Raw genomic sequence first — 22,619 nt, forward strand, 5'->3', positions numbered from 1 at the left:
ACTTAAAAGAAACGAATATGATTCCAAAAGTAATTACAGTTAGTCGCGCTACCGAAATTAATGATGTTGGATCACGTATCGTTGATGCCTATAATAATACCAGCTTAAGCAGCGATGCCTATTTGGCCGGTCTGATGACCGAGCTGGGGAATATGTTGGCTTTATTAATTGCGGCCATCAAGCGAATTAAAATCGCGTCGGAACTGGAAGAACAAGATGAGTTGAGAGATGACGCCATGCGGGCGCTGTACTACCTGATCCTGGGTTTTTTACACCATCCTGACGCAGCAGTCAAGCAGGCTGCCGAACGCATTTTTAAAGTTATTGAGCATTATGGTTTATCGATGATCGATGAAAGCTATAGCTCCGAGTCTTCACTGATTGATTCCCTACTTCTGGATTTGGAAGGATCTAATTTACAGGCTGACATTGCCGCTTTGTCGGGCTGTGCCGAACTGATTGCCGCCCTGAAAACCGCCGAAGACAATTTTGAAGCCACTCGTTTGGCCTACGAAGAGGGCAAAGCAGCGGAAGCCACCCTGCAGAATGCCACCGCCCTGAAGCGGAAGGTGGCAGGGGTAATTAATAAAAAGCTGGTGATTTATTTACGGGCAATGGTGCAAGTGGATACCGAAACCTATGGCTCCTTTGGCGGAACCGTGGCCGAAATTATTGCCAGCAACAACGAAAACGTCAAAAGACGGAGCAAAACAGTCAAACTAGTGGAGTAACTGGAATCTGATTTTTAGGTTTATAGGGATAAAAGGGGTAGCGTCAATCCGTTGGCAATACCCCTTTTTTTGAACGTCTTATCAGACGGATTTTACTCTTTGTCTTGAAACAAAGAGTAAACAGAAAATTCAAGGCTGATTTTTATCTTTACCCTCTATCTTTCTAAAAGCTAAGTTCAACGAGTGATTTCCTCCTTTGTCGGAACTTCTCGTTTGCACTAAGCTTTTAGTTTGATTTCGGCCTTGATAAAAATAGGCCCATCCGGTTCTAAAAAAACAGCTCAAATTAGATTTTTTTCCTTTTAGACACTTTCATTCCTGTTGATGATCTCCAGAAATTATGTGTGTGCTGAAGTTTTGGCTGCTGATCGGATGACTTAAAGTTCATCCGATCAGTAGCTTCCTCCGGTTTCCTTCCTAAATTTGTTGGTTGGCTGCGTTAAAAGTTAATGGATAAGCCGATTAGCGGTTTTAATCTTAGTTCTTCATTCAGATCGCTTGCCAATTCAAGACCGATGGATAGGGAAATATTCTCATTAAAAATATTTGTTTTTTCTAACTCCACGGGCAGTACGCAGTAACTTTCAAAAAGGTCAGAATAACTATAACCAAGTCCCCAGGAAAGAGAGAGTTCTTTAACCGGGATATCGTTGCGCAGCAGAATAGCATATCGGGCATCCTGAAACTCGAGGTGATTGCTTTCAATCTGAATTTCGGGGTAAAACTTACTGGCAGTAAAGAGGCTTAACGATAAACGATCACCGTTATAAAAACTTAGTTGTGTCTGCTTTTCCTGACCAAATACGTTTAGGACTAGTAGGGAAACCAGCATTAGTAAAAAATACTTTTTCTTCATGTTTAAATGTTTAATTGTGATTCTATAATCATACTTATTTATTATGAAAACATGAAAGTAGTATTTTTATCTTAAATAAACTACAAGTAAATGGGTGAAGAAAAGCTTCTTATTTTAGACTGAAGTTTTTAGACCTTATCAGATAGGGCAAAGTTCATCCGATCAGTAGTTTCCTCCGGTTTCCTTCCTCCGACTCCCTTCTCCCTACTGCCTGTCCTGCTTCTAGAATCTAAGGTCTAAAGTTTATTGTCTGTTATCCTTTCGTGCCTTCGTCCGTTCTCCCTCTCACATCATCTCTCCCTCTCACATTCTAAGCTCAGTTATCTGACTCCCTACTGCTTGTCTCCTTTCTCCGGATCAACCTTCACCCGAAAGCTGGGGGTCTGGTAATCTTTGGGCCGGTAATCGGCCGGAATAGTCGATTGGTTGCCGTCGCGTGCAGCCCGGTAGTGTGGCGACATAATTTCAATTCCTTTTTCATTACACACATCCTGAATGTTTTGGTGCAGGTTGGAATAAATAAGGGCCTGCTTGGTGGGCACCTGCGTGTAAGCATTGATTTGGTACGACACAAAAAAGTCGTCGAGGCTGGTTTGCAGCACAAAGGGGCTGGGCTCGTGCAACAAATGCTCGGTACGCAAGGCGGCGTCAATCAAGGCCTGGTGCACTTCCTTCCAGGGCACATCGTAGCCAATGGTTATGGTGGAATGAATAATCAAACCGGTTTCAACGGCTTCGCTGCTGTAGTTGATGGTATTGCCCGAAAGAATGGTTGAATTGGGAATAGTGATGATTTCATTCTTAATGGTTTTGAGGCGGGTAACCAGCAAGGTTTTTTCGACCACATCGCCAAAGATTTCGCCAATTTTAATGCGGTCGCCAATTTTAAACGGACGCATGTAGGTAATCACCAGTCCGGCAATCATGTTGGCAATGGCCGAGGATGATCCCAGCGAAAACAACACCCCGATAAAGACCGAAACGCCTTTGAAAATGTTGGAGTCGGAACCGGGCAGGTAAGGAAATATCAACACAAACATAAAGGCATACAGCAAAAAGCGAACGATGCTGTAGGTGGGCATGGCCCAGTCGGCATGAAAGCCGGATATTTTAAGCTTCTCCGATTCAATTTCAGCAAAAATGTACCGCACAAACCGGATGAAGTATTTCATGACAAAATAAATGACCAGGATGCTGAATAAATTGGGCAGGTAGTCCCAAACCGCAATGAATATGGCTTTAAAGGGCGACCACACCAACTTAAACAGCTGGTCGGCCCAGCCACGGGTGAACGGAAAAATGCTGAAGACCAGGGGCAGGGTAATGTACAGCATCAGAACGTAGAGGAACCAGCGCACAATTTTCAATAAAAAGAGGATGGCCTGCATTTCCTGCTCAATGGACAGGAAGGTGTAATCGCGGTACGACAGGCTTTTTAGCCAGGTTCCCTTTTTTTGGTGAATGAGTCTCAGGGCGCGTCGGTAGCCCCGGCCAATGAGCCATATAATCAGCCGCGCAATGATAAAAACGAGAATGACCAGCCCCACCCGGATCAGGATTTTGATCAGGCTGTTTTCCTTTTTGGCATGAGACAAGGCTTGTTTGATGGTGTCGGTGTGACTAAGTGCCAGGTCATGCGTGGTTTGGTTGGTCCAAAACGCATCGGTTTCGGTGACGCTCATAACAATGGTTTCGCCGTACACAATTTCGTAGCTGTTTTCGGAAGCCACAACGGAAATTGAATCCAGCTTCAGAAAGTCGTCGTTGTACAGTTGTCGGATGCGCTTGCTGATGTTTTCGGCCCGTTCGGCTGGTGTAAAGGCTCCGATTTTGGAGTAGATGTGAAACAAGGTGTCGTGCAATACGCCTACCACCGGAGCTCCAATGGCTGAATTGCGAAGCGCATCAATCCGGGCTCTCTTGTTATTGATGCGTTGTATTTCGGCCTCTTCAATTTGCTGAAGTTGCAGCTGCAGTTCTTCTTTCTTGAGATTGTCGGTCGTTTTTAGGGAATTCAGTTCCTTTTCAAGCTCTACTTTCCGGATGGAGTCGGCCAAACGCAGTTGTTCAATCTCCAAAAGCTTTTGGTTAAAGTCCTGTAATAACACTGAATTAACAGAATCGTTGTGCTGTGTGATACTGTCCGACTGGGCATTGCCTGGGCTTCCAAGCAGTATGAAAACGAAAACAATCAATAAGCGGTTTAGCCTTTTCATCTTTGTCAATTAAGGAATCAATGAAAACGAAATCATCGTAATAGAAACGCTTTGTTTCTCAATATGTTTGCGTTTTCCGATAATTGGGAATAAATAAGGATCGATTATTCCCGGGCTATTTCCGTTTTGCGGAGGGGAAGTTGGGCGTGGATCAATTCGGGCATAAAAAAATCCGGCACGTCTAGTGTCGGATTTCTCGATGTTGTATTTAATGCGTTTGGCTGGCTTATTTGGACCAGTTGGTAGACTTAATCCAGTCGACCACAAACTTGGCATTTTCGTAAGGGATGTCTGGCAGAAAACCATGTCCCAGGTTGAAAATCCATTTGTCGTTCTTTTGGAAGAATGGTATGAATTTTTCCAGTTCCCGGGCAATTTCCTCTTGCGGGGCATACAGTTGCCGAGGATCCAGGTTCCCTTGCAAACCAACTTCGGGATGAACCATTTCGCGGGCATCCTCAATGGGCATTTGCCAGTCGATACTCACAAAATCGGCAATCTCAGGCGTCACATATTTTAAGCCGGTGCCAATTCCTTTCGGGAAAAAGATAAACGGTGTACCGGTCTCCCGAACAGCCCGACTGATTTGTTTTACAGCAGGCATAAACAATTCGTTATACAATTCAACCGGGATAAGGTTGGCGTGCGTTTCAAACAGTTGGAAGGCATTGATGCCATGCTCAATTTGCTTTTTGGCGTAAATCACCGACAGGTCAGCAATGGCATCGATCAGCCGTTTGGCTTCTTTTTTGTGCTGGAACAAGAACTTGATCGCCTCCGGGAAATTCGGGTTCGAGCTGATTCCCTGAATCATGTAGCACAAGGTGGTTAGCGGCGCTCCGCAAAACCCGATCAAAGGAATGTTGGCCGGACGCTGACGGATGATTTCATCAATGGCACCATAGATGTATTCCAGTTTGGAGGGATCCGGATTCAGATGATCGGCCGGGTTGGTAAGGCCTTTCAAAGGCTTGTTAAACACCGGCCCGTGATCGGTAAATTCCAGCTCCATGCCCATGGCGTTGGGAATAACCAGAATATCGGAGAACAGAATGGCGGCATCCACTCCCAAATCGTAAATAGGCATCAGGGTTACTTCGGCAGCCAGCTTGGCATCGTCCATCAATTCGCGGAAGGTGTATTTTTCTTTCAACTGGTTGTAGTTGGGCAACACACGTCCGGCCTGGCGCATAAACCATACCGGAGGCCTTTCGGTCTTCTTTCCCTGAAGTGTATCTAGAAATAGTGATTGCATCATTTGATTGTCATTAGTGATTAATAGTTGTTTGTGGCGGAACACAGCCTTGCGGGTATTTACAGGCTTTTCAGGGCCTGTTCGTTGGCTTCAATTACCCGGGCAATATCCTCATCGGTGTGCGCATCGGTAATGAATAAACACTCAAACTGCGAAGGAGCCAGGTAAATACCGCTTTCCAGCGATTTTTTGAAATAGGCCGCATAGCGCGCAGTATCCGATGTCATGGCATCGTCAAAGCTTTTGACGGCTTGGTTTTCAGTGAAAAACATCGTCATCATTGCTCCAATCCGGTTGATCACAGCGGGGATGCCTGTTTTCTCCAGGTTGGCTTTCAAACCTGCTTCCAGCAGGGCTGCTTTTCGCTCCAGTTCATCGTAAATGGAAGGATTGTTTTTTAGGGTGCTGAGCATCACACAACCTGCTGCCATGGCCAAGGGATTGCCCGAGAGCGTTCCGGCCTGGTAAACGGGCCCGTCGGGAGCCAGCTTGTCCATAATTTCCTTGCGGCCACCATAAGCGCCAACAGGAAGTCCGCCGCCAATAATTTTCCCCATGGTTGTGAGGTCCGGCTCAACGCCAAAACGTTGTTGTGCTCCTCCGGCAGCCAGGCGGAAGCCGGTAATCACCTCATCAAAGATCAGCAGTGCACCATATTCCTGGGTAATTTTCTTCAAGCCTTTCAAAAAACCTTCTTCAGGCAAGACCACGCCCATGTTTCCGGCCACCGGTTCCAAAATAATGGCTGCAATGTTGTCGCCATGTTGTTTGAACAGTTCTTCAACCGACTCCAGGTTGTTGTAGTCGGCTGTCAGCGTATCTTTGGCTGACGCTTTGGTTACGCCGGGGCTGTCGGGCAAGCTGAGGGTAATTGCACCAGAGCCGGCTTTAATTAAAAAGCTGTCGGCATGACCGTGGTAACAGCCAGCAAATTTGACTACCAAATCGCGGCCGGTAAATCCACGAGCCAGTCGCAAGGCGCTCATGGTTGCTTCGGTTCCGGAGTTGACCATCCGTACTTTTTCTACGGAAGGCACCATGCTGGTAATTAGCTCAGCCATCTCATTTTCAATGAGGGTGGGGGCACCATAGCTGGTTCCCAGCTCCGCGGCTTGCTTAACTGCTTGCACAATTTCTTCGCGCGCATGCCCCAAAATCATTGGGCCCCAGGAAGCCACAAAGTCCAGGTATTCGTTTCCATCGATGTCCCAGATTTTAGCTCCTTTGGCTTTGGCAATAAATACCGGATCGGCATCTACGCTTTTAAAGGCACGCACAGGCGAGTTAACCCCACCGGGAATCAGTTGTTTTGCTTTATCAAATGCTTGTATGCTTTTGTGTAGTTCCATATTTCAGTTTCAAATTTCAGGTTCCAAATTCCGTTCTCAGAGGCTTCAATTTTTTAGACCCGGTTGCCTTTTTCAAGTTCACTTAAAACAAATTCTTTGGCGTGATAGGTGATAATCACATCGGCTCCGGCCCGTTTCAGGGAAGTCAGAATTTCCTTGATCAAACGTTGTTCATCAATCCAGCCATTGGCTGCAGCTGCTTTTACCATCGAGAATTCGCCACTTACATTGTAGGCAACCACAGGTACATTGTAGGTTGATTTTACACGGTTGATGATGTCCATGTAGCTTAAGGCCGGTTTTACCATCACCATGTCAGCCCCTTCTTCCAAGTCGGTTTCCACCTCGCGTAAGGCTTCATCGCCATTGGCCGGATCCATCTGGTAAGTACTGCGGTCTCCAAATTGAGGAGCACTTTCGGCCGCATCGCGGAAAGGACCGTAGAATCCGGAGGCATATTTGGCTGAGTAAGCCATAATTGGCGTGTTTGAAAATCCGTTGGCATCCAGTGCTTCGCGAATAGCAGCAACCCGGCCATCCATCATGTCGCTGGGAGCAATAATGTCGGCACCAGATTTGGCTAAGGTCACCGATTGAGCAGCCAGTGTTGCCAGGGTGCTGTCGTTATCCACGTCGCCATCAACAATGGTTCCGCAATGCCCGTGAGTGGTGTATTCACAGTTACATACATCAGCTACAATCATAACTTGCGGCACTTCAGCTTTAATGGCACGAATGGCCTGAGGAACAATGGCATCGTGTTGACAGGCAACTTCACCGGTTTCATCTTTTTCGGCAGGAATACCGAAAAGCAAAATTTTATCGACCCCTGTGCGATCCACCAGGTCTTTGACTTCCTTTACCAATAAATCGATCGACAGCTGAAAGTTGCCGGGCATGGATTTGATGGGGTTGCAGATATTCTCTCCAGGAAGAACAAAATAGGGCATGATTAAATCATCACGGTTCACTTCTGTTTCGCGTACCATATTGCGAATGGTAGCCGATTTTCTTAGTCTTCTTAGTCGTGTTATTGGAAAGCTCATATTTTTTAGTTTTTAATTTTTGCCTGATAATAGTCGATTATTGTTTGAGCCATGCCTTCGTAGCTTGGCTCTTCTGAAGTTGCCACAGGCTCACCTCCATACTTGCGAATGGCCGCTGTTGTTGTGGTTCCGATGCTGACAAAGCGCAGTTGATCTGCAGACTTGCTGACCTTCTCCAAAATTGCCCTAACCGATGATGGGCTGGTTACCAACAGAAGATCGTAACGATCATGTTCCACCCATTCCATAAATCTTGGGTCTAGCTGCTCGCTGGAGCAGGTTTGATAAGCATTGATCCGGTCAATCGAGGCTTTCGAGCCTAGTTTTTGTTTCAACGTATCGGGAGCTAAATTGCCCAAAACCAGCAAGATCTTTTCATTGACTTGTACCACATCAATAAACTGAGTTGCAAAGTCAACGGCTGATTTCCCGGAGCCAATGAATGCCGGATCCACTTGGTATTTTCGGAGGTGGATGGCTGTTTTTTCCCCAAGCGCTGCTACTTTGCACGGAATAGAAGGATACCGACTGGTGAACGGTTCAACCGCATTTTTGCTGGTGAAAATGAGCCAGTCGTAATCGTTTAAATTTGTTTGTAGCTGAAAGGGGAGAGGTGAAATTTCAATTACTGGCATGGAGAATACGCTTGCTCCTTGAGCAGTCAGCATTTCAGCCAATTCATCCTGTCCGGTTTTGGGATAGGTACAAATAATCACCTTGCCTTGTAATATGTTTGTATTTTGTTTCACACGCTTCTTGAAATGATTCATGAATTCGTGCTATTGGGGTGCATGGTTCAGGACGAGCCGATCATTGGTATTCTATTTTCGGGAGCCTTTGTTGCACTTTAATAGCATGGATTGCCGTTTGGTAAAATTTGAGACCAAGCTGCACTAAGCTTCGGATGTGGGACGGATACTGTCCAGAATTTCCTTGCCACCATCGTCCAGAATGGCCTGGGCCAATTCGATGGCTTTTTCTGATGCCTCTTCCAGACTTGCCTCAATCGATTTCCGGATGCATTTGGTTCCGTCGAGACTGGCTACCATGCCGGTTAGCTTGATTTGATCGCCTTTCACTTCCGAAAAACAACCAACCGGAACCTGACAACCTCCTTCAAGTTCGCGCAAGAGTGAGCGTTCGGCCAGGGTAGTTGCCCGGGTTGCTTCATCAGTAATGGCATCCAACAGAAGCTGAGTGCGTTCATCATCTTCGCGAATTTCAATGGCGATGGCTCCCTGGCTGATGGCAGGAAGCATGATTTCTGTATCCAGCATCTCTGTAATTACATCCTCGTAACCCAAACGTAAGATTCCGGCTGCAGCCATAATCAGTGCATCGCAGTGCCCGTCGTTCATCTTTTTCAGGCGGGTCTCCACATTCCCACGAATATCTACAATCTGCAGATCGGGGTTGAAATGCAGCAACTGAGACTGACGTCGCAGGCTTGAGGTTGCAATTTTATCTTTGGCTGTAAAGTCTGCTAATTTTCGGCCATCTTTTGAGATGAAAACATCCCGCACTTCGGCCCGTTTCAGCATGCCGCCAATGATGAGGTTTTCGGGCAGCTCAGTAGGCAAATCTTTTAAACTGTGTACCGCCAAATCAATGGTGTTGTCGTAAAGTGCCTGTTCAATTTCTTTGGTAAACAACCCTTTGTCGCCAATCTTGGAGAGGGCAACATCCAATATTTTATCCCCTTTGGTTTTGATAATTTCCAATTCGAATTGGAGGTTGGGGTGAGCTTTTTCGAGTTCGCTTTTTACGGTTTCAGCCTGCCAAAGGGCAAGCTTGCTGCCACGCGTTCCTATTTTAATGGTGTTTTTATTCATGAGTTTGAGAGAAAAGGTCGTTGATTACTTTAATATATTCGGTTTTTCGGCCATTGTCACTGATGTTTTTCAGGTTCCGAATCATGGATTTAACTAGTTTTTCGGCGATATGTTTGCCATATTTTTCCATGTTGTGGTATTCCTCTTCATTGTGGAATCGTTTGAAGACGGCCAGCTCGGATGCATTGATTTCATTGACACCCGAAATGATATTCTGAATGGCTGGTGACAAGTTCTGAATACTTAACCAGTCGGAGAATTCATTCAGCTTTTTGGAAATTATTTTTTCAGCAGTGACAATGTAGCTTTTCTTTTTTTCCATGTTCTGGGCAACCACTTCTTCCAGGTCATCCACATTGTACAGACTAACGGATTCCTGTTCGGTAATTTTTGGGTCGATGTTACGTGGAACACCCAAATCAATAAACACGGTTTGTTTCTGTGTGTTTTCTTTGCTTAGAATTTGCGGGGTGATTAAAGGCTTTTTACAAGAGATGGAACTAACCACAATGTCAGCCTCCTGAATGCCTTCTTGCATGGCTTTAAAATCGATCACCTGGCCACCATAGCGCTTGGCTAGTTCTTCGGCTTTGGCAGTGGTCCGGTTGGTTACCAGAATGTTTTGACAGCCTTTTTTATACAGGTTTTTGATGACTAGTTCTCCTGTTTCGCCGGCACCAATCAGCAGAATTTTTTTGTCGGGAAGTTGATCAAAAATGCTGTTGCACTTTTCTACTGCGGCATAGCTTACCGAAAAAGCTCCGGTGCTCATAGCTGTTTTGGTGCGCACTTGCTTGCCGGTTTCCAAAGCTTTATGGAACAAGCGGGTTAGCAATTTCCCGGCTGAACCAATTTCTTCGGCATGGCTGATTGCTTCTTTAATTTGAGCTACAATTTGATATTCGCCCAAAACCATTGACTCCAATCCGGACACCACACGAAACAAATGGCTGGCAGCCGATTTTCCTTCGTACTGATAAAAGTGGGATTCGATGCCGTCTTCTTCCTGAATGTGTTTTTTTAGATAATGAAATAAGATATGGAATGCGCCCGGAGAGCAACATTCATCAGCGGCAAAATACAATTCGGTGCGATTGCAGGTCGAAATGATTACGAGTTCTCCAATATTCTTATTTTTCAAAATGGTCTGTGACAAATCGGTGTACTCTTCTTTATTAAGAGCAAACTTTTCACGTATATGTACGGGTGCCGATTTATGACTTAAGCCTACTACTCCAATCATGCGCGTTGAAAATAAATGAAAGGTTGGTTATTGATTTCTTTTATGAATGTACTAAGAAACCAATACCGGAGGCGACAGGCCACAGTAGGTGTGGTGTGATTTGAAGGAATAAGTATGATGTACTAAACTAAAGATCGTTTTCCCACGAGGCTCATAGATTATGAAGTCCGTTTTTTGGAAGAAAGCAGCTGCAGAAGCAAGTTGGGTACTTGGGCTATCTTCATTGGTCTGGTGAAAGTGACAACAGTTTTCGGTGTTGAATTCCTGCTTGTCGGACTGCTGGTACTCGATTGTCTTTTCTGCAATGACCTCGGCGTCATCATCACCCCTCAGGTTTATCCCCAAGGTGAGGACAAACAATGCACCCATTAACAACAGGTAAGGCATAAATGGACCAACTAATCCCAGAAAAAACATAGTTCTCAATTATAATTCAGAAACAAAATTAACAATGTCTATCGAAAAACGACTATAAACGGATTGATATTAATCAATGATTTGACATGTTTAACAATCATGTTTATGCTTTTTGATATCAGCCTTTGCAGACTTTGTTGTCCTCTATTTGTGTTTCCAATGATTCTTTATTTCCTTATTCAGCTAACACAACAACCCAAAGGAGCTTAAGTTTCTGTAAGAAGTGTTTTTCTTTGGGAAACGTTTTTTCCCCTGACTTAGAATTCATGGAACGTTGACTGACCTTTCAGATCTGCAGTTAAAATGGCCTGCAGAGCTTAGAAAATGAAGTCGTATGAGCTGAACCAGTTGTATTATTTTTGCGGAACCTTATACCATTTATTGACTGGGGCAGGTGGTGCGTAGTTCAGTAAATAGTTAATGGCTTCTTCACTGTCCTTGGCAACAAAGTAAAGATCGCGGTAGCTGGCTTTGGCAAAGTTCTCGTTAAAAGATCGTTCGAACTGTTGAAAGAGGTGATCGTAAAAACCATTGGTGTTGACAAAAACAATGGCTTTTTTATGGTAATCGAGTTGCTTGAGGGTAATGACTTCAAGAATTTCTTCTAAGGTACCAAAACCGCCAGGCAAGGCAATAAAGGCATCCGAAAGTTCGCGCATAAGCGATTTGCGTTCCATCATGTCTTTCGAAATGATCAATTCCTGAGCATATTCGGAGGCCAGCTTATGGCCGTTCAGTTTTTCGGGAAGAATGCCAATGGTTTTCCCTCCGGAAGTAACAACTTCTTTTAACACTGTTTCCATGAGGCCTACGTTGGCTCCGCCATTCACCAAGGTCATTTTTTTCTGGCCAATGAGGTGCGACAACTTAACGGCTTCATGAATGTAAACCGGGTCGATTGCATTGCTGGAGGAAGAGAAAACACAAACTTTCATGAAAGGGATTTATTGGGTTGAAAAAAGAATGCCATCACAGCGAATGGCATTCTTTAAGTCATCTATTAATTAAGCATCAATGTTGGCATAGATCGCATGGTCTTCGATGAATTTCCGGCGTGGAGGAACTTCATCACCCATGAGCATACTGAAAACGTGATCAGCTTCTGCTGCATTTTCAATCGTCACCTGGCGAAGTGTCCGGCGCTCCGGATCCATGGTTGTTGACCACAGTTGTTCTGCGTTCATCTCTCCAAGACCTTTATAACGTTGGGTGTGTACTTGTGATTCTTTTCCGTCAGCCCACTCGTTAATCAGCTGTAAGCGTTGCTGCTCGCTCCATGCGTATGATTCGCGTTTACCCTTTTTAACCAAGTATAAAGGTGGAGTCGCAATGTACAGGTAACCTTCTTTAATCAGGTCTCTCATAAAGCGGAAGAAGAAAGTCATAATCAAGGTGGCAATGTGGCTTCCGTCCACGTCGGCATCCGTCATGATGATGATCTTGTGGTAACGAATTTTGCTCATGTTCAGTGCTTTGCTGTCTTCCTCGGTTCCGATAGACACACCAAGTGCAGTGAAGATGTTGCGAATCTCTTCGCTTTCAAACACTTTATGCTGCATGGCTTTTTCCACGTTCAGAATCTTTCCTCTCAAGGGAAGGATTGCCTGGAAGCGACGGTTACGTCCTTGCTTGGCTGTTCCACCTGCCGAGTCTCCCTCGACCAGGTAAATCTCGCATTGTGACGGGTCTTTGTCCGAACAGTCGGCCAGTTTTCCGGGTAGTCCGCCGCCAGTCATCACGTTTTTACGCTGAACCAGTTCGCGGGCTTTACGTGCCGCATGACGCGCTTGTGCAGCAAGAATAACTTTGTTTACAATGGCGCGCGCTGCTTTAGGGTTTTCTTCCAGATAGTTGGCGAGCATTTCACTTACCGCCTGATCTACAGGAAGACTGATTTCGGAGTTTCCTAATTTGGTTTTAGTCTGTCCTTCAAACTGTGGCTCTTGTACTTTTACTGAAACAACAGCCGTCAGCCCTTCGCGGAAGTCATCACCACTAATGTCAAATTTCAATTTTGAAAGCATGCCTGAAGTTTCGGCGTATCCTTTCAAGGTGCGAGTCAACCCACGACGAAATCCGGTGAGGTGTGTTCCTCCTTCAATGGTGTTGATGTTGTTGACATACGAATGGATGTTTTCTGAGAAGGACGTGTTGTAATGCAAGGCGATTTCAACAGGAACTCCGGCTTTTTCAGAGGAAATATGAATCGTTTCCTCAATCAGCCTTTCCCGGGTATGATCCAGAAATTCAACAAACTCTTTCAACCCTTCTTCCGAATAGAAGTTGTCCATTTTGTAGTTTCCTTCTTCATCCTGTTCCCGCTTGTCGATCAATATCAGCCGGATTCCAGCATTCAAGAATGCCAGTTCGCGCAGACGCGCAGATAAAATTTCGTATTTGTAAGTGGTAGTCAGGAAAATGGAATCATCGGGCTTGAATGTTACGATGGTTCCTGATTTTTCCGTTTGTCCAATTTCTTTAACATCGTACTGAGGAATTCCTTTGCGGTATTCCTGTTGGTAGACTTTTCCATTGCGGTGCACTTCGGCAATCAATTGTGTTGAAAGCGCGTTTACACAGGAAACACCCACTCCGTGCAATCCCCCGGATACCTTATAACTGTCTTTGTCGAATTTACCTCCGGCGTGAAGCACGGTCATTACGATTTCAAGGGCAGACTTATTTTCTTTGGTATGGTTTTCCGTGGGAATACCACGACCGTCATCGGTAACGGTGATTGAATTATCTTCGTTGATAATAACCTCAATGTTGTTACAATACCCTGCAAGGGCTTCGTCGATGGAGTTGTCAATAACTTCATAGACCAAGTGGTGAAGTCCTTTTTCGTTTACATCTCCAATGTACATCGCCGGACGCTTGCGTACTGCCTCCAAACCCTCCAGTACCTGAATACTGTCTGCAGAATAACTCCCGTTGTCTCTATTCTGCTTGTTTTCTAATTCACTCATCTATTGTATGTTTATTTTTATCAAAAAAATACTTCATTCATCTTGTGTGAATGATGAATAATTGGTTGGCTTCAGGTTAATTAGCCTGTTGCCATTTGGTTGTTGATCAAATTGGGCTGATATGAGAAAAAGTGTCTAATTTACAGTTGATTAAAAGTTGTCTTTTGTCTCAAAATCACAACTCACAAATATAAGAAAAATATGCTTAAAACCGACTGAAAAAGCCCGTAGAAAAAGGCATTTTTTTCTACGGGCTTTTTGCATGTAATTGCCAGTTTATGAGTGGTTTAATCTGGTTTTTGTTTGGGGGTGATATTTATCACCTCCATTTTATTAGAGTCTTGCTCTAGTTAAAATGAAAAACTGGCGCCAATTAGTAAATTGAGGCCTTGTTGTGAGTAGCCAAGCCAGTTTTCATATTTCTGGAACGCAACATTGTTCATGCGTCCCCAGAAGCTAAGATTGGGGCTGTATTGGTACTCAACGCCTACGTTTAGGTCAACATAGGAGCCAAGCGTATGGATGGTTCTGTTTACCTCTTGAGGACCAACGGTTGATTCCATTGGGAAGTAGAGCTCGTTTTGCTCAAGTGCTTTCCGTTCCCCCTTAAAGAAAATGTCGGCGTTAAACTTCAAGGGTCCTTCCGGGGTGATAATGGTTGATAGCGTCAGCTCAAAATCGGGTTTGTTATAGGCTTCTTCCAGCGAATCCAAGGTATAGGAAAAGTAGTTGGCTTGTAAATGAAAGTTGACCAATTCAGATGCTGTATAATAAAACTCAGTGCCTAAAGTTACCTGCTTCAGGTCGTCGTAAAGAACATCAAACGTGTTTGAACGGGTAACAGTTGGCAGATCAATTACCGGTGATACCGGTGGAATGATCGTTTTCGTGTTGATCAGGTAAAAGTGTTCGTCTTTAATGTTGGCATATTCGGCCTGAAAGCGGTAATTGAGCTTTGGTGTGAACTTTCCTTTAATACCTCCGGAAAGGATGTAACGGTACTCGGTGTTGCGAATATCCTGCGTTGGGGTGACAAACCGGTTCTCCGCAGCGATAACCGAATAGTGGTTCTGTTCCAGGCGTCCGTCAATGGCAGCAAACAGGGTCATTGTATTTTCGATGGGCGACCAGTCAGCCTTGATGTTCGGCGTCACCAGTATGCGTGCATCATCATCGTCATCCAAAAGAGAGAAAGCGTTTAAGCCCAATTGTAATTTTGCCAGGTCAGCTTGCAGCAAAAAGGCTGGGTTCAAATCAATTCGGATTTGTTGCTTGTCGCCATAATCTTCTGTAATTTCTTTAATAACTCCATCGGTTTTCAGGAAGGATACGGAGGCATCCAGAAGTCCTTGGTAGCTGTCGTAATCTTTTTGGAGTGATGTTCCCAGTTTGATGTAGTTCTCGGTCTGGTCGGTTTTGGTTCCGAAGTGATGGAAGTATAAATCTACGCCATAGTTCATGTCTGCACGCGAGTCTTCATCGTTGTTCAGGTTAAGCTGAATCCCGCCTTTCGAAAAGGCCTGATCTTCGTTCCAGTAGGGGAAGAGCAGCTCTTTGTCTGCATCAGGAAGTGCTTCTCCGGTGTAACCGTAATAGCGATGCGCCTGACGATTGAAAAACAGCTTGGTGTTCAGGCTTGACCGTTTGAAAAAGTGCTTGGTGAATAGTTCAACGCCATTTTCGCTGTGAGGAGCATCTACTTTGTCATCATTCTCCAGCTTGACCGAACCATGGGAGGAAAGGTGCTTGAAATGCATGCCCAAAATGGCATTCTCCCCAGCCTGTGTGTTGAAGAACAATTCGCCGTAGGGAGTCATGTAATTCCCAAAACCGGCTTTTAGCAGCCCTCTACCAAGCTGTGCCTGAGGTTCGCCCACCATTTGTGCGGCAGGTACAGGTTCTACTTCAAAAGTACTGAAAACGGGCTGTGCGTTAATTTGATAGTCAAATACCGGCTTTTCGCGTTTTTCGTCCTGAACTTTAGGAATGTCATTGATTTTAAAAACATCAGAAACGCTTGGCTGGTATGCTTTTACCACCTCTACTTCTTGGGTCAGCGTGGTGTCCTGTTGTGCTGTTGCCAGGTTGCAGCTTAACACGGTTAATAAAAAAGTAGGGATATAATTAAGATATGATTGGCTCATCATGCTTGTTTTTACTGTTCGTTAATGTTGATTTTCATTGGGCTTTTGCCATCTTGCTCTTGCTGTGCTTCCAGTTCTTCCAGGTGCTGCAGCTTAGCTTGGGCTGTTTCAATGATGCCGTCATCGGTTTCGGGGTAGTTTTCAATAATGCTCTTGATGGTGTGCCGGGCCTGAAAATGGTCGCCTTGGCTCAGGTAAATGTCAGAAAGCAAAATGAAGCTTTTGGCTAGCCAATATTGATGAGGCGTGTTTTTCGAGATAAAGTCCATCACTTGCTCTTCGGCTTCCGGTAGTTTATTTTTTGCAACCAGAATCTCCGCTAACAGGTATTTGGCTTCGGCTCCTTCTTCTGACTTGGTGTCTTCGGCTAACGTGCCCAGCACCGGAAGTGCTTCGTCCAATTGCTTGGTTTGGTAGTACGACTTAGCCAGTTTGTATTGGGCTTCCCGTTTTAATATGTCAGTTAACTTTTCTGAACTTAACAGCATTTTGGCCGCTTCGATGCAGGCCGGATAGTTGGCCAGTTTATACTGGCAACGCATTTTTCCGGCACGAGCCCGAAGCAGGTTCCATTGCGTGTTGGAAATTTGCTCCAGCTGTTCGTAGTAGCTCAAAGCTTGTTCGAAGTTTGAGGCATTGAATTGTAGTTCTGACGCTTTTTCGAGGGCTGGTTCTGTGAAAATATTATCGCCTTGACCGAGCACATATTCATAGTTTTTTAGTGCCAGTGCATATTCCTTGTCTGAATAGCGCTTTTCGCCCAGGTAGAACTGCGCGTTTACGCTGAAGCTTCCCTTGGGATATTGACGCAGATACCGTTCCAGTTGCTGTTTGGCATTTTCGTCGCGGGCCATGTACAGTTTTTCGGCTGCCAAATAGGTCAGCGAGTCTTGTTCTGAAACCGAAACCTGGGCGCCTGAACCGAGGCGTTGGGTGTAGGCAAAGTAAGCATCAATATTATTCAGCTCAACGTAGTTGTTTTTGATGCCAATTAAAGCTGACTGGGCTTCCGGGCTGTTCGGGTATTCTTCAACCACTTGCTTATAGGCTTCAAGAGATTGGTTGAACTCCGACTGGTTGTACAGCACCAGACCAAGTTGCAGAATTGCTTTGGTTCGGTAGCTACTCTGCGGGTAATCGTTAATGATGTCGCGGTAATAGCCTTCAGCAACCTTGAGTTGGCCTGTTCGGTCGTAGGTCCGGCCCAGTTCATACATGGCGTCATCAACCAGCGATGAATTTGGGAAGGTTTGAATCAAGGTGCGCAGGTTGCTGATTTTTTGATTTTGCTCACGCAGAATGCCCAAACAAATGGCTTTTTGAAACAGCGCGTAATCCGGATCGTATTGTTTCAACCGGTAAGCTTGCTCGTAATTTTTGATGGCCTTGCCATAATCACGACTGACAAAATACGAATCTCCCAAACGATTGAATGCATCAGCTACTTTTTGGCCTTCTTCTTCACTGTTTGAATTCAAAAACGTTTGAAAAGACTGGATGGCGTTGGTGTAATTCTTTTCCTTGAAATAGGCGTAGCCCAAGTTGTAATATACGTTCTGAAACTCAGCTCGAGCCTTGGCTCCCGGCGTTTTTAAAAACTGATTGAAGCCACTGATTGCCTGCTGGTAATTCTCCAGCCGGTAATTAGCCTCCGCTTTCCAGAATAACGCTCCGGCTTTGATGTCGGAGCTGACAGCTGCATTTTCAAGCGATTGGTCGAACAATGCAATTGCAGCTTCATAGCGCAGGTTGTTGAACAACTCCAGTCCTCGGAAAAAGGTAACGCGCTGGTAGGCTTTTTTTACCGCCGGGCTTTTGACCTGAATTTTTTCAATTGATTCAATGGCTTCCTTGTAATTGTTGGTACTCATGTAAACATTGACCAAGTAATCATAGGCGGCATCATTGCGCTCTGAATTGGCATAAAGCGAAATGTATTTGTCAAAAGCCTTGATGGTTTCATTGAAAGGAGAGTACGAAAGTTCGTATGTTATTTTAGCGTAGTTAAACAACGCATCTTCTTTTATTTCAGGGTTGAAATCCAGCTCGGAAGCCGACTCGAAAGCAATTCGGGCTTTGTCTTTCTGGTTGGTTCTGATGTAGCTGTCGGCCAAATGGTAATAGGCGTTTTGTGCTAACTCGTCTTTGCCACGTGAAGCGTTTTCAAGCGGGGAAATGGATTTTTCATACTGACGGGTTTGGTAATAGCAATAGCCAAGCATGTAGCTTTCTTCGCGCAGCTTACTTTCGGTAAATTCAAAGTAGGCTTCGAAATACGGAATGGCCTTGTCGAAGTTCTTCAGGTGAAAATAGCTGTTCGCAATAATTTTGGCCAGCTCTGGTTTTTTATCTTCGGAAACTTCGTCCAACAAAGGGATCGTAAACTCAATCACCTTTTCGTATTGCGCACGCTTGTAATAAATCTGGCTCATGTAAAACGGAATTACTTCCGCAAAAGCCGGATTGTCTTTCAGCTTGTTAAACTCCGAAAGGGCCGCATCGTAGTCTTCTTTTAAATACTGAATGTGTGCCCAGTAGTATTTGGCAGGCCCCGCATACAGGTTGTTGGTATCCTTGATTTTTTCAAACTCATTTTCGGCTAGTTGGTGCTTCTCGGTTTGAAAAAAAGCATAGCCTTTTTGGTAGTGAACCTTGATTTGATCTTCCGAACTCAGGGTTTTGCCCTGAATGTTTTGGTAAGAACGAAGCATTTGGGCGTATTTCCCCTTATTAAACTGACTGCTTCCAAGTTCGAACCAAGCCTTGTTGGCGTAGGGACTGACCGGGTTTTCGGCAATGAAATTTTCGATCAGTTTTTCGCCATTTTTAGCATTCAGACGCAGCGCGCTGAGTGCCATGTAGAATTTGGCTTCAGACTGGATCTCGGAATCAGCCTCTGCTTGTTCGGCAATGGATGCAAATTGCTGCTGGGCAACAATGAATTTATCTTTTTCGAAAAGCTCTTTGGCTTGATGGATCTCGGCTTCGAGAGAAGGATAATAAGCTGTTTCTTGCGCTAAGGCGGTAACAATGAGGGTGCTCCACAATAGTGTGAACAGCAAAATTCTTGTTCTCATAGACTTCGTTTTATTTTTTGCATAAAAATAGCGATTCTGTTTGCTTTTCAAGCGGAATAATGCATTGATTTCTTAACAAAAAACTGTTTATTCCCGGGCTTTATTATTTGGTTGTTTAAAAAAAATTAGTTTTGTACTGAGTAACCAAAATCAGCTCTATGAACTCCGAATCTATTATTTCACTACAGGGTGTCGATGTTTTTCAGCAAGACCAGTTGATCTTAAGTCAAGTTAATCTGGATGTTAAAGCGGGAGAATTTGTGTATTTAATTGGCAAGGTAGGCAGTGGAAAATCGAGTTTGATTAAGCTTTTGAATGCAGAACTGGACCTGTATACCGGACAGGCGCAGGTGGCAGGCTTTAATTTGGGTAAGCTGAAGCGGTCCGAAGTTCCGTTTTTAAGGCGGAAGTTGGGAGTTATTTTCCAGGATTTCCGGTTGCTGACTGATCGCAATGTTCACGATAACCTGTCGTTTGTGTTGAAAGCAACTGGCTGGAAAGTAGAACGAGCCATTGAAAATCGCATCAATGAAGTGATGGAACGGGTGGGGATGAAGTCGAAACTGAAAAGCATGCCCCATCAACTTTCCGGAGGAGAGCAGCAACGCATTGTAATTGCACGGGCTATTCTGAACGATCCGGACATCATTCTGGCCGATGAGCCTACGGGCAATTTGGATCCGGAAACTTCGGATGAACTGATGGGCATTTTTAAAGAAATCAATGAGCAGGGCAAGACCATCCTGGTGGCTACCCATGATTACCATATTTTAAATCGTTATCCGGCACGTACCTTGGTTTGCGGTGAGCAAAAGGTAAGCGATTCTTCAAAAACTGAAAGCGAAGTTGATTTTTCTGAATTGCTGGAGGACTAAGCGGATCGCAAGGCATCTTCCGGCTTATTTTGCAACTTATGTTGCATAATTGGGCGGGCTTTCAGCCGCTTCATTCAAGGTGAATTTTATACATTAGCTACACACTAATTGGAGATTTCCAGTTGGAGGAACAGACGTTTCTCAAAACTGCAAAATCCGAAATTAGGAGAAGGTGAATTCCTCTTTCTGAATCACGTTTCATTGTTTAATAATCAACCGTGCCTTTTGGGCACGTTAATGTCTAGTACCATGAATTACCTTGATTCTTATCAAAAGCTTAGGGCTGTTTTAGCATTGGAGAGCAACCGGATTGAATTTGAAAACCTGGATATTTACAAGCAGGATTTCCACTCAAAATCACAGCGATTGCTTCCAGGCGAAGAGCATTATTCCTGTAAAGAACACGATGAAGAATTCTATACGCCACAAACTTTTTTCAATGATTTGGGAACCATTGATGGCCAGATTTACAGGCATGATGTGGATATTCAGGAAAATGAGCGGTTTTCTTACCGGGTATTTATGCCGAAAGGAATGAAGCGTGCAAAATGCGCCATTTTCCTTTTTCATGGGTTCAACGAAAAAAATTGGGACAAATACTTGCCCTGGGCCCATTTTCTGGCAGAGCAAACCCAGTGTGCTGTCATTTTATTCCCCATCGCTTTTCACATGAACCGGACGTTGTCGGTTTGGAGCGATAAACGAAAGATGTTTTTATTGAGCGAAAAACGGAAGGAAATGTTTCCCAACGTGGTGAACTCATCGCTTTCCAATGTGGCCATCAGCCTGCGTTTGCATGCCCGCCCGCAACGGTTCATCTGGTCCGGCTTACAAACCTACTACGATGTGATTCAGTTGATGGAAGAGTGCAAGCGGGGAGATCATCCACTGATTGCACCCGATGCGCGTTTTCATATTGTGGCTTACTCCATTGGCTGTTTACTGGCCGAAATTCTGAAGCTGAGCAATTACAACAATTACTTTGAAAAATCGAAGTTGTGCTTGTTCTGCGGAGGGGCTGTTTTTAACCGGTTGTCGCCCGTTTCAAAATACATATTGGACAGCGAGGCCAACATTGCTTTGTACACATACATGGTGGAGCATATCGAAAAACATATGGAGCACAACCCGCATCTAAAACATTATTTAAATGGACCGCACCTGGAAGGTCAGGTGTTTTATTCAATGCTTGACTATAAAGTGAAGCGGGCTTATCGTGAAGAATTATTTCAAAACGTGAGTTCCGATTTGATGGCGATTTCCTTAAAGCAAGATACGATTATCCCATCCTACGAAATTGTAAACACTTTACAAGGGGCTGCGCGCGATATCCCGATTTCGGTTGAGATTCTTGATTTTCCATTTGATTACGATCATGTAAGTCCTTTCCCATTTACCGAAAAAAACAAGGAATTGATTGACGTGGAATTTAAGCGTGTTTTTGGAAAGATTGCCAGTTTCATCAATCGCTAAAGGTGTATCAGCGAAGCTCACGAACGATATCTTCGAGTATTTTTTCTTCGTGTTCCCAGCATAAATCGCGGGCAGCCAGTGGAAGATTTTCAATCCATTGTTCGCGGAGGTCGCGGTTGAACAAAGCCTCCTGAAGCTGTTTGGCTAAAACTTCAGGATCATGTTTCTCCAGAATCATCCCGATCTGGTAAGTTTCCACAATGGCTCTCATCTCCGGCAGGTTGCTTACCAAAACGGGCACCTGCTGCTGGATGTAGTCGAACAACTTGTTGGGGAGTGCATAGCGGTAATTCAGCCCCAAGTCTTCCTCGATGGATAATCCCAGGTGAGCTTGTGCTGTGAGGTATTTGAGTTCCTGCAAAGGGATTTTGCCCATAAAGCTAACCCGGTCAGCCAGCTTCAGGTCGGCAACCAGCTTTTTCAATGGCAGGGTAATGTCGCCATCTCCGACAATCAACAAACGAGCGCCTTCGAGGTGTTGCATGGCTTTGATTGCATATTCAAGCCCGCGCCCAATGTTTAAAGCGCCCTGATAGAGAATCAGTTTTCGCTCATCTGCAGCCAGGCTTTTTTCTGGCGGAACCATTAATAGTTCTTCGCGGTGGGGCAGGTTGCGAACCACCCGAAAAGGGGTGCCATACTTTTTTTGATACAAGCGGGCAATGGACTCGGATACCGTGTAGGCTTTTGAAATTTTAGGAAGAATGAGTCTTTCGATGGCCCGCCAAAAGGCTTTTTTCCCAGGGCGGTTAAGCAACTCGGGCACTTCTGTAAATAGCTCGTGACTGTCGTAAACCAGGGGCTTTCCTTTTAGTTTTGAAATCAGGAAATTGGCCGGAAGGGTGTCCAGGTCATTGGCTAAAAAGACATCTCCTTTCCGAAGGCGTAAAAACCAAAAGAGCCGGATGTTGTATTCGGCATAAAAAAGCGGGCCTTTTTTGAAGAAAAGCTTGAGACGTTTGGTTTTATAGGGACGATGACCCAATTTGGGGCTACCGGGAAGTTTGCGTCCAACCAGCACCACCTTAAAATTCATCTTCAGGAGGGTAAGAGCTACTTTATGCACCCGGCTATCGGTAACTAAATCATTCGTAACAGAAAGAATAACTTTTTTCAACGGGCTTTTTACTTTTTTA

17 protein-coding genes are annotated in these 22,619 nt (G+C 44.7%); 3 read left to right on the forward strand and 14 right to left on the reverse strand.

Translation table 11 applies throughout. The annotated features are described in order from the left end of the window. Positions 1-17: 17 nt before the first annotated feature. On the forward strand, positions 18-731 hold the full coding sequence (locus ACRD6K_RS02225; protein WP_430971901.1) for a DUF6261 family protein: 714 nt from the start codon (positions 18-20) through the stop codon (positions 729-731). A gap of 439 nt (positions 732-1,170) precedes the next feature. Here the strand turns inward: ACRD6K_RS02225 and ACRD6K_RS02230 are convergent, their stop codons facing one another. The 13 genes from ACRD6K_RS02230 to ACRD6K_RS02290 all read right to left on the reverse strand — a co-directional run bounded on the left by ACRD6K_RS02230 (position 1,171) and on the right by ACRD6K_RS02290 (position 19,135). Next, a complete protein-coding gene (locus ACRD6K_RS02230) occupies positions 1,171-1,587 on the reverse strand; it encodes a hypothetical protein (protein WP_299577596.1) in 417 nt (138 codons plus the stop codon). A gap of 332 nt (positions 1,588-1,919) precedes the next feature. After that, entirely contained in the window at positions 1,920-3,803 is a 1,884-nt protein-coding gene (locus ACRD6K_RS02235; RefSeq protein ID WP_430971902.1) for a mechanosensitive ion channel family protein, read from the reverse strand. A gap of 226 nt (positions 3,804-4,029) precedes the next feature. Next, positions 4,030-5,061 carry a uroporphyrinogen decarboxylase gene (gene hemE / locus ACRD6K_RS02240; protein ID WP_430971903.1) on the reverse strand — a complete coding sequence of 344 codons (1,032 nt, stop codon included), beginning with the start codon at positions 5,059-5,061 and terminating at the stop codon, positions 4,030-4,032. Positions 5,062-5,117: 56 nt separating this feature from the next. After that, positions 5,118-6,407: a glutamate-1-semialdehyde 2,1-aminomutase gene (gene hemL, locus ACRD6K_RS02245; protein WP_430971904.1), complete on the reverse strand. Its 1,290-nt coding sequence runs from the start codon at positions 6,405-6,407 to the stop codon at positions 5,118-5,120. A gap of 53 nt (positions 6,408-6,460) precedes the next feature. Further along, a complete protein-coding gene (gene hemB / locus ACRD6K_RS02250; protein ID WP_430971905.1) occupies positions 6,461-7,453 on the reverse strand; it encodes a porphobilinogen synthase in 993 nt (330 codons plus the stop codon). A gap of 5 nt (positions 7,454-7,458) precedes the next feature. Continuing rightward, positions 7,459-8,223 carry a uroporphyrinogen-III synthase gene (locus tag ACRD6K_RS02255; protein WP_430971906.1) on the reverse strand — a complete coding sequence of 255 codons (765 nt, stop codon included), beginning with the start codon at positions 8,221-8,223 and terminating at the stop codon, positions 7,459-7,461. Positions 8,224-8,346: 123 nt separating this feature from the next. Further along, positions 8,347-9,285, reverse strand: coding sequence for a hydroxymethylbilane synthase (hemC, locus tag ACRD6K_RS02260; protein WP_430971907.1), 939 nt, complete (start codon positions 9,283-9,285; stop codon positions 8,347-8,349). Continuing rightward, a complete protein-coding gene (hemA, locus tag ACRD6K_RS02265) occupies positions 9,278-10,528 on the reverse strand; it encodes a glutamyl-tRNA reductase (RefSeq protein ID WP_430971908.1) in 1,251 nt (416 codons plus the stop codon). Before hemA ends, hemC begins: the two co-directional genes overlap by 8 nt. A gap of 51 nt (positions 10,529-10,579) precedes the next feature. Next, entirely contained in the window at positions 10,580-10,945 is a 366-nt protein-coding gene (locus ACRD6K_RS02270; protein ID WP_299577612.1) for a hypothetical protein, read from the reverse strand. A gap of 353 nt (positions 10,946-11,298) precedes the next feature. After that, positions 11,299-11,880 (reverse strand): LOG family protein, encoded by a 582-nt coding sequence (locus tag ACRD6K_RS02275; RefSeq protein WP_299577614.1) that lies wholly within the window; start codon positions 11,878-11,880, stop codon positions 11,299-11,301. 69 nt (positions 11,881-11,949) lie between these two features. Beyond that, positions 11,950-13,914, reverse strand: a complete 1,965-nt coding sequence (gene gyrB, locus ACRD6K_RS02280) for a DNA topoisomerase (ATP-hydrolyzing) subunit B (RefSeq protein WP_299577616.1) — start codon at positions 13,912-13,914, stop codon at positions 11,950-11,952. 350 nt (positions 13,915-14,264) lie between these two features. Next, on the reverse strand, positions 14,265-16,061 hold the full coding sequence (locus ACRD6K_RS02285; RefSeq protein WP_430971909.1) for a hypothetical protein: 1,797 nt from the start codon (positions 16,059-16,061) through the stop codon (positions 14,265-14,267). 8 nt (positions 16,062-16,069) lie between these two features. Then, positions 16,070-19,135, reverse strand: a complete 3,066-nt coding sequence (locus ACRD6K_RS02290) for a tetratricopeptide repeat protein (protein WP_430971910.1) — start codon at positions 19,133-19,135, stop codon at positions 16,070-16,072. Positions 19,136-19,293: 158 nt separating this feature from the next. Here ACRD6K_RS02290 and ACRD6K_RS02295 point away from each other — a divergent pair, with 158 nt between their 5' ends. Both ACRD6K_RS02295 and ACRD6K_RS02300 read left to right on the forward strand, forming a co-directional pair. Beyond that, the gene (locus tag ACRD6K_RS02295; RefSeq protein ID WP_430971911.1) at positions 19,294-20,010 is read left to right on the forward strand and encodes a cell division ATP-binding protein FtsE; all 717 of its coding nucleotides are present in this window, start codon (positions 19,294-19,296) and stop codon (positions 20,008-20,010) included. A gap of 249 nt (positions 20,011-20,259) precedes the next feature. Then, positions 20,260-21,483 carry a DUF6051 family protein gene (locus ACRD6K_RS02300; protein WP_430971912.1) on the forward strand — a complete coding sequence of 408 codons (1,224 nt, stop codon included), beginning with the start codon at positions 20,260-20,262 and terminating at the stop codon, positions 21,481-21,483. 7 nt (positions 21,484-21,490) lie between these two features. Here the strand turns inward: ACRD6K_RS02300 and ACRD6K_RS02305 are convergent, their stop codons facing one another. Continuing rightward, a complete protein-coding gene (locus tag ACRD6K_RS02305) occupies positions 21,491-22,600 on the reverse strand; it encodes a glycosyltransferase (protein ID WP_430971913.1) in 1,110 nt (369 codons plus the stop codon). Between the last annotated feature and the right edge of the window lie 19 nt (positions 22,601-22,619).

Origin of the sequence: Sunxiuqinia rutila, from assembly GCF_050589705.1 — a bacterium.
Taxonomy (GTDB): domain Bacteria; phylum Bacteroidota; class Bacteroidia; order Bacteroidales; family Prolixibacteraceae; genus Sunxiuqinia; species Sunxiuqinia rutila.

Coding starts and splice junctions, on each gene's coding strand:
- ACRD6K_RS02225 (WP_430971901.1), top strand. CDS start 18: ATGATTCCAAAAGTAATTACAGTTAGTCGCGCTACCGAAATTAATGAT.
- ACRD6K_RS02230 (WP_299577596.1), bottom strand. CDS start 1,587: ATGAAGAAAAAGTATTTTTTACTAATGCTGGTTTCCCTACTAGTCCTA.
- ACRD6K_RS02235 (WP_430971902.1), bottom strand. CDS start 3,803: ATGAAAAGGCTAAACCGCTTATTGATTGTTTTCGTTTTCATACTGCTT.
- hemE (WP_430971903.1), bottom strand. CDS start 5,061: ATGATGCAATCACTATTTCTAGATACACTTCAGGGAAAGAAGACCGAA.
- hemL (WP_430971904.1), bottom strand. CDS start 6,407: ATGGAACTACACAAAAGCATACAAGCATTTGATAAAGCAAAACAACTG.
- hemB (WP_430971905.1), bottom strand. CDS start 7,453: ATGAGCTTTCCAATAACACGACTAAGAAGACTAAGAAAATCGGCTACC.
- ACRD6K_RS02255 (WP_430971906.1), bottom strand. CDS start 8,223: ATGAATCATTTCAAGAAGCGTGTGAAACAAAATACAAACATATTACAA.
- hemC (WP_430971907.1), bottom strand. CDS start 9,285: ATGAATAAAAACACCATTAAAATAGGAACGCGTGGCAGCAAGCTTGCC.
- hemA (WP_430971908.1), bottom strand. CDS start 10,528: ATGATTGGAGTAGTAGGCTTAAGTCATAAATCGGCACCCGTACATATA.
- ACRD6K_RS02270 (WP_299577612.1), bottom strand. CDS start 10,945: ATGTTTTTTCTGGGATTAGTTGGTCCATTTATGCCTTACCTGTTGTTA.
- ACRD6K_RS02275 (WP_299577614.1), bottom strand. CDS start 11,880: ATGAAAGTTTGTGTTTTCTCTTCCTCCAGCAATGCAATCGACCCGGTT.
- gyrB (WP_299577616.1), bottom strand. CDS start 13,914: ATGAGTGAATTAGAAAACAAGCAGAATAGAGACAACGGGAGTTATTCT.
- ACRD6K_RS02285 (WP_430971909.1), bottom strand. CDS start 16,061: ATGATGAGCCAATCATATCTTAATTATATCCCTACTTTTTTATTAACC.
- ACRD6K_RS02290 (WP_430971910.1), bottom strand. CDS start 19,135: ATGAGAACAAGAATTTTGCTGTTCACACTATTGTGGAGCACCCTCATT.
- ACRD6K_RS02295 (WP_430971911.1), top strand. CDS start 19,294: ATGAACTCCGAATCTATTATTTCACTACAGGGTGTCGATGTTTTTCAG.
- ACRD6K_RS02300 (WP_430971912.1), top strand. CDS start 20,260: ATGAATTACCTTGATTCTTATCAAAAGCTTAGGGCTGTTTTAGCATTG.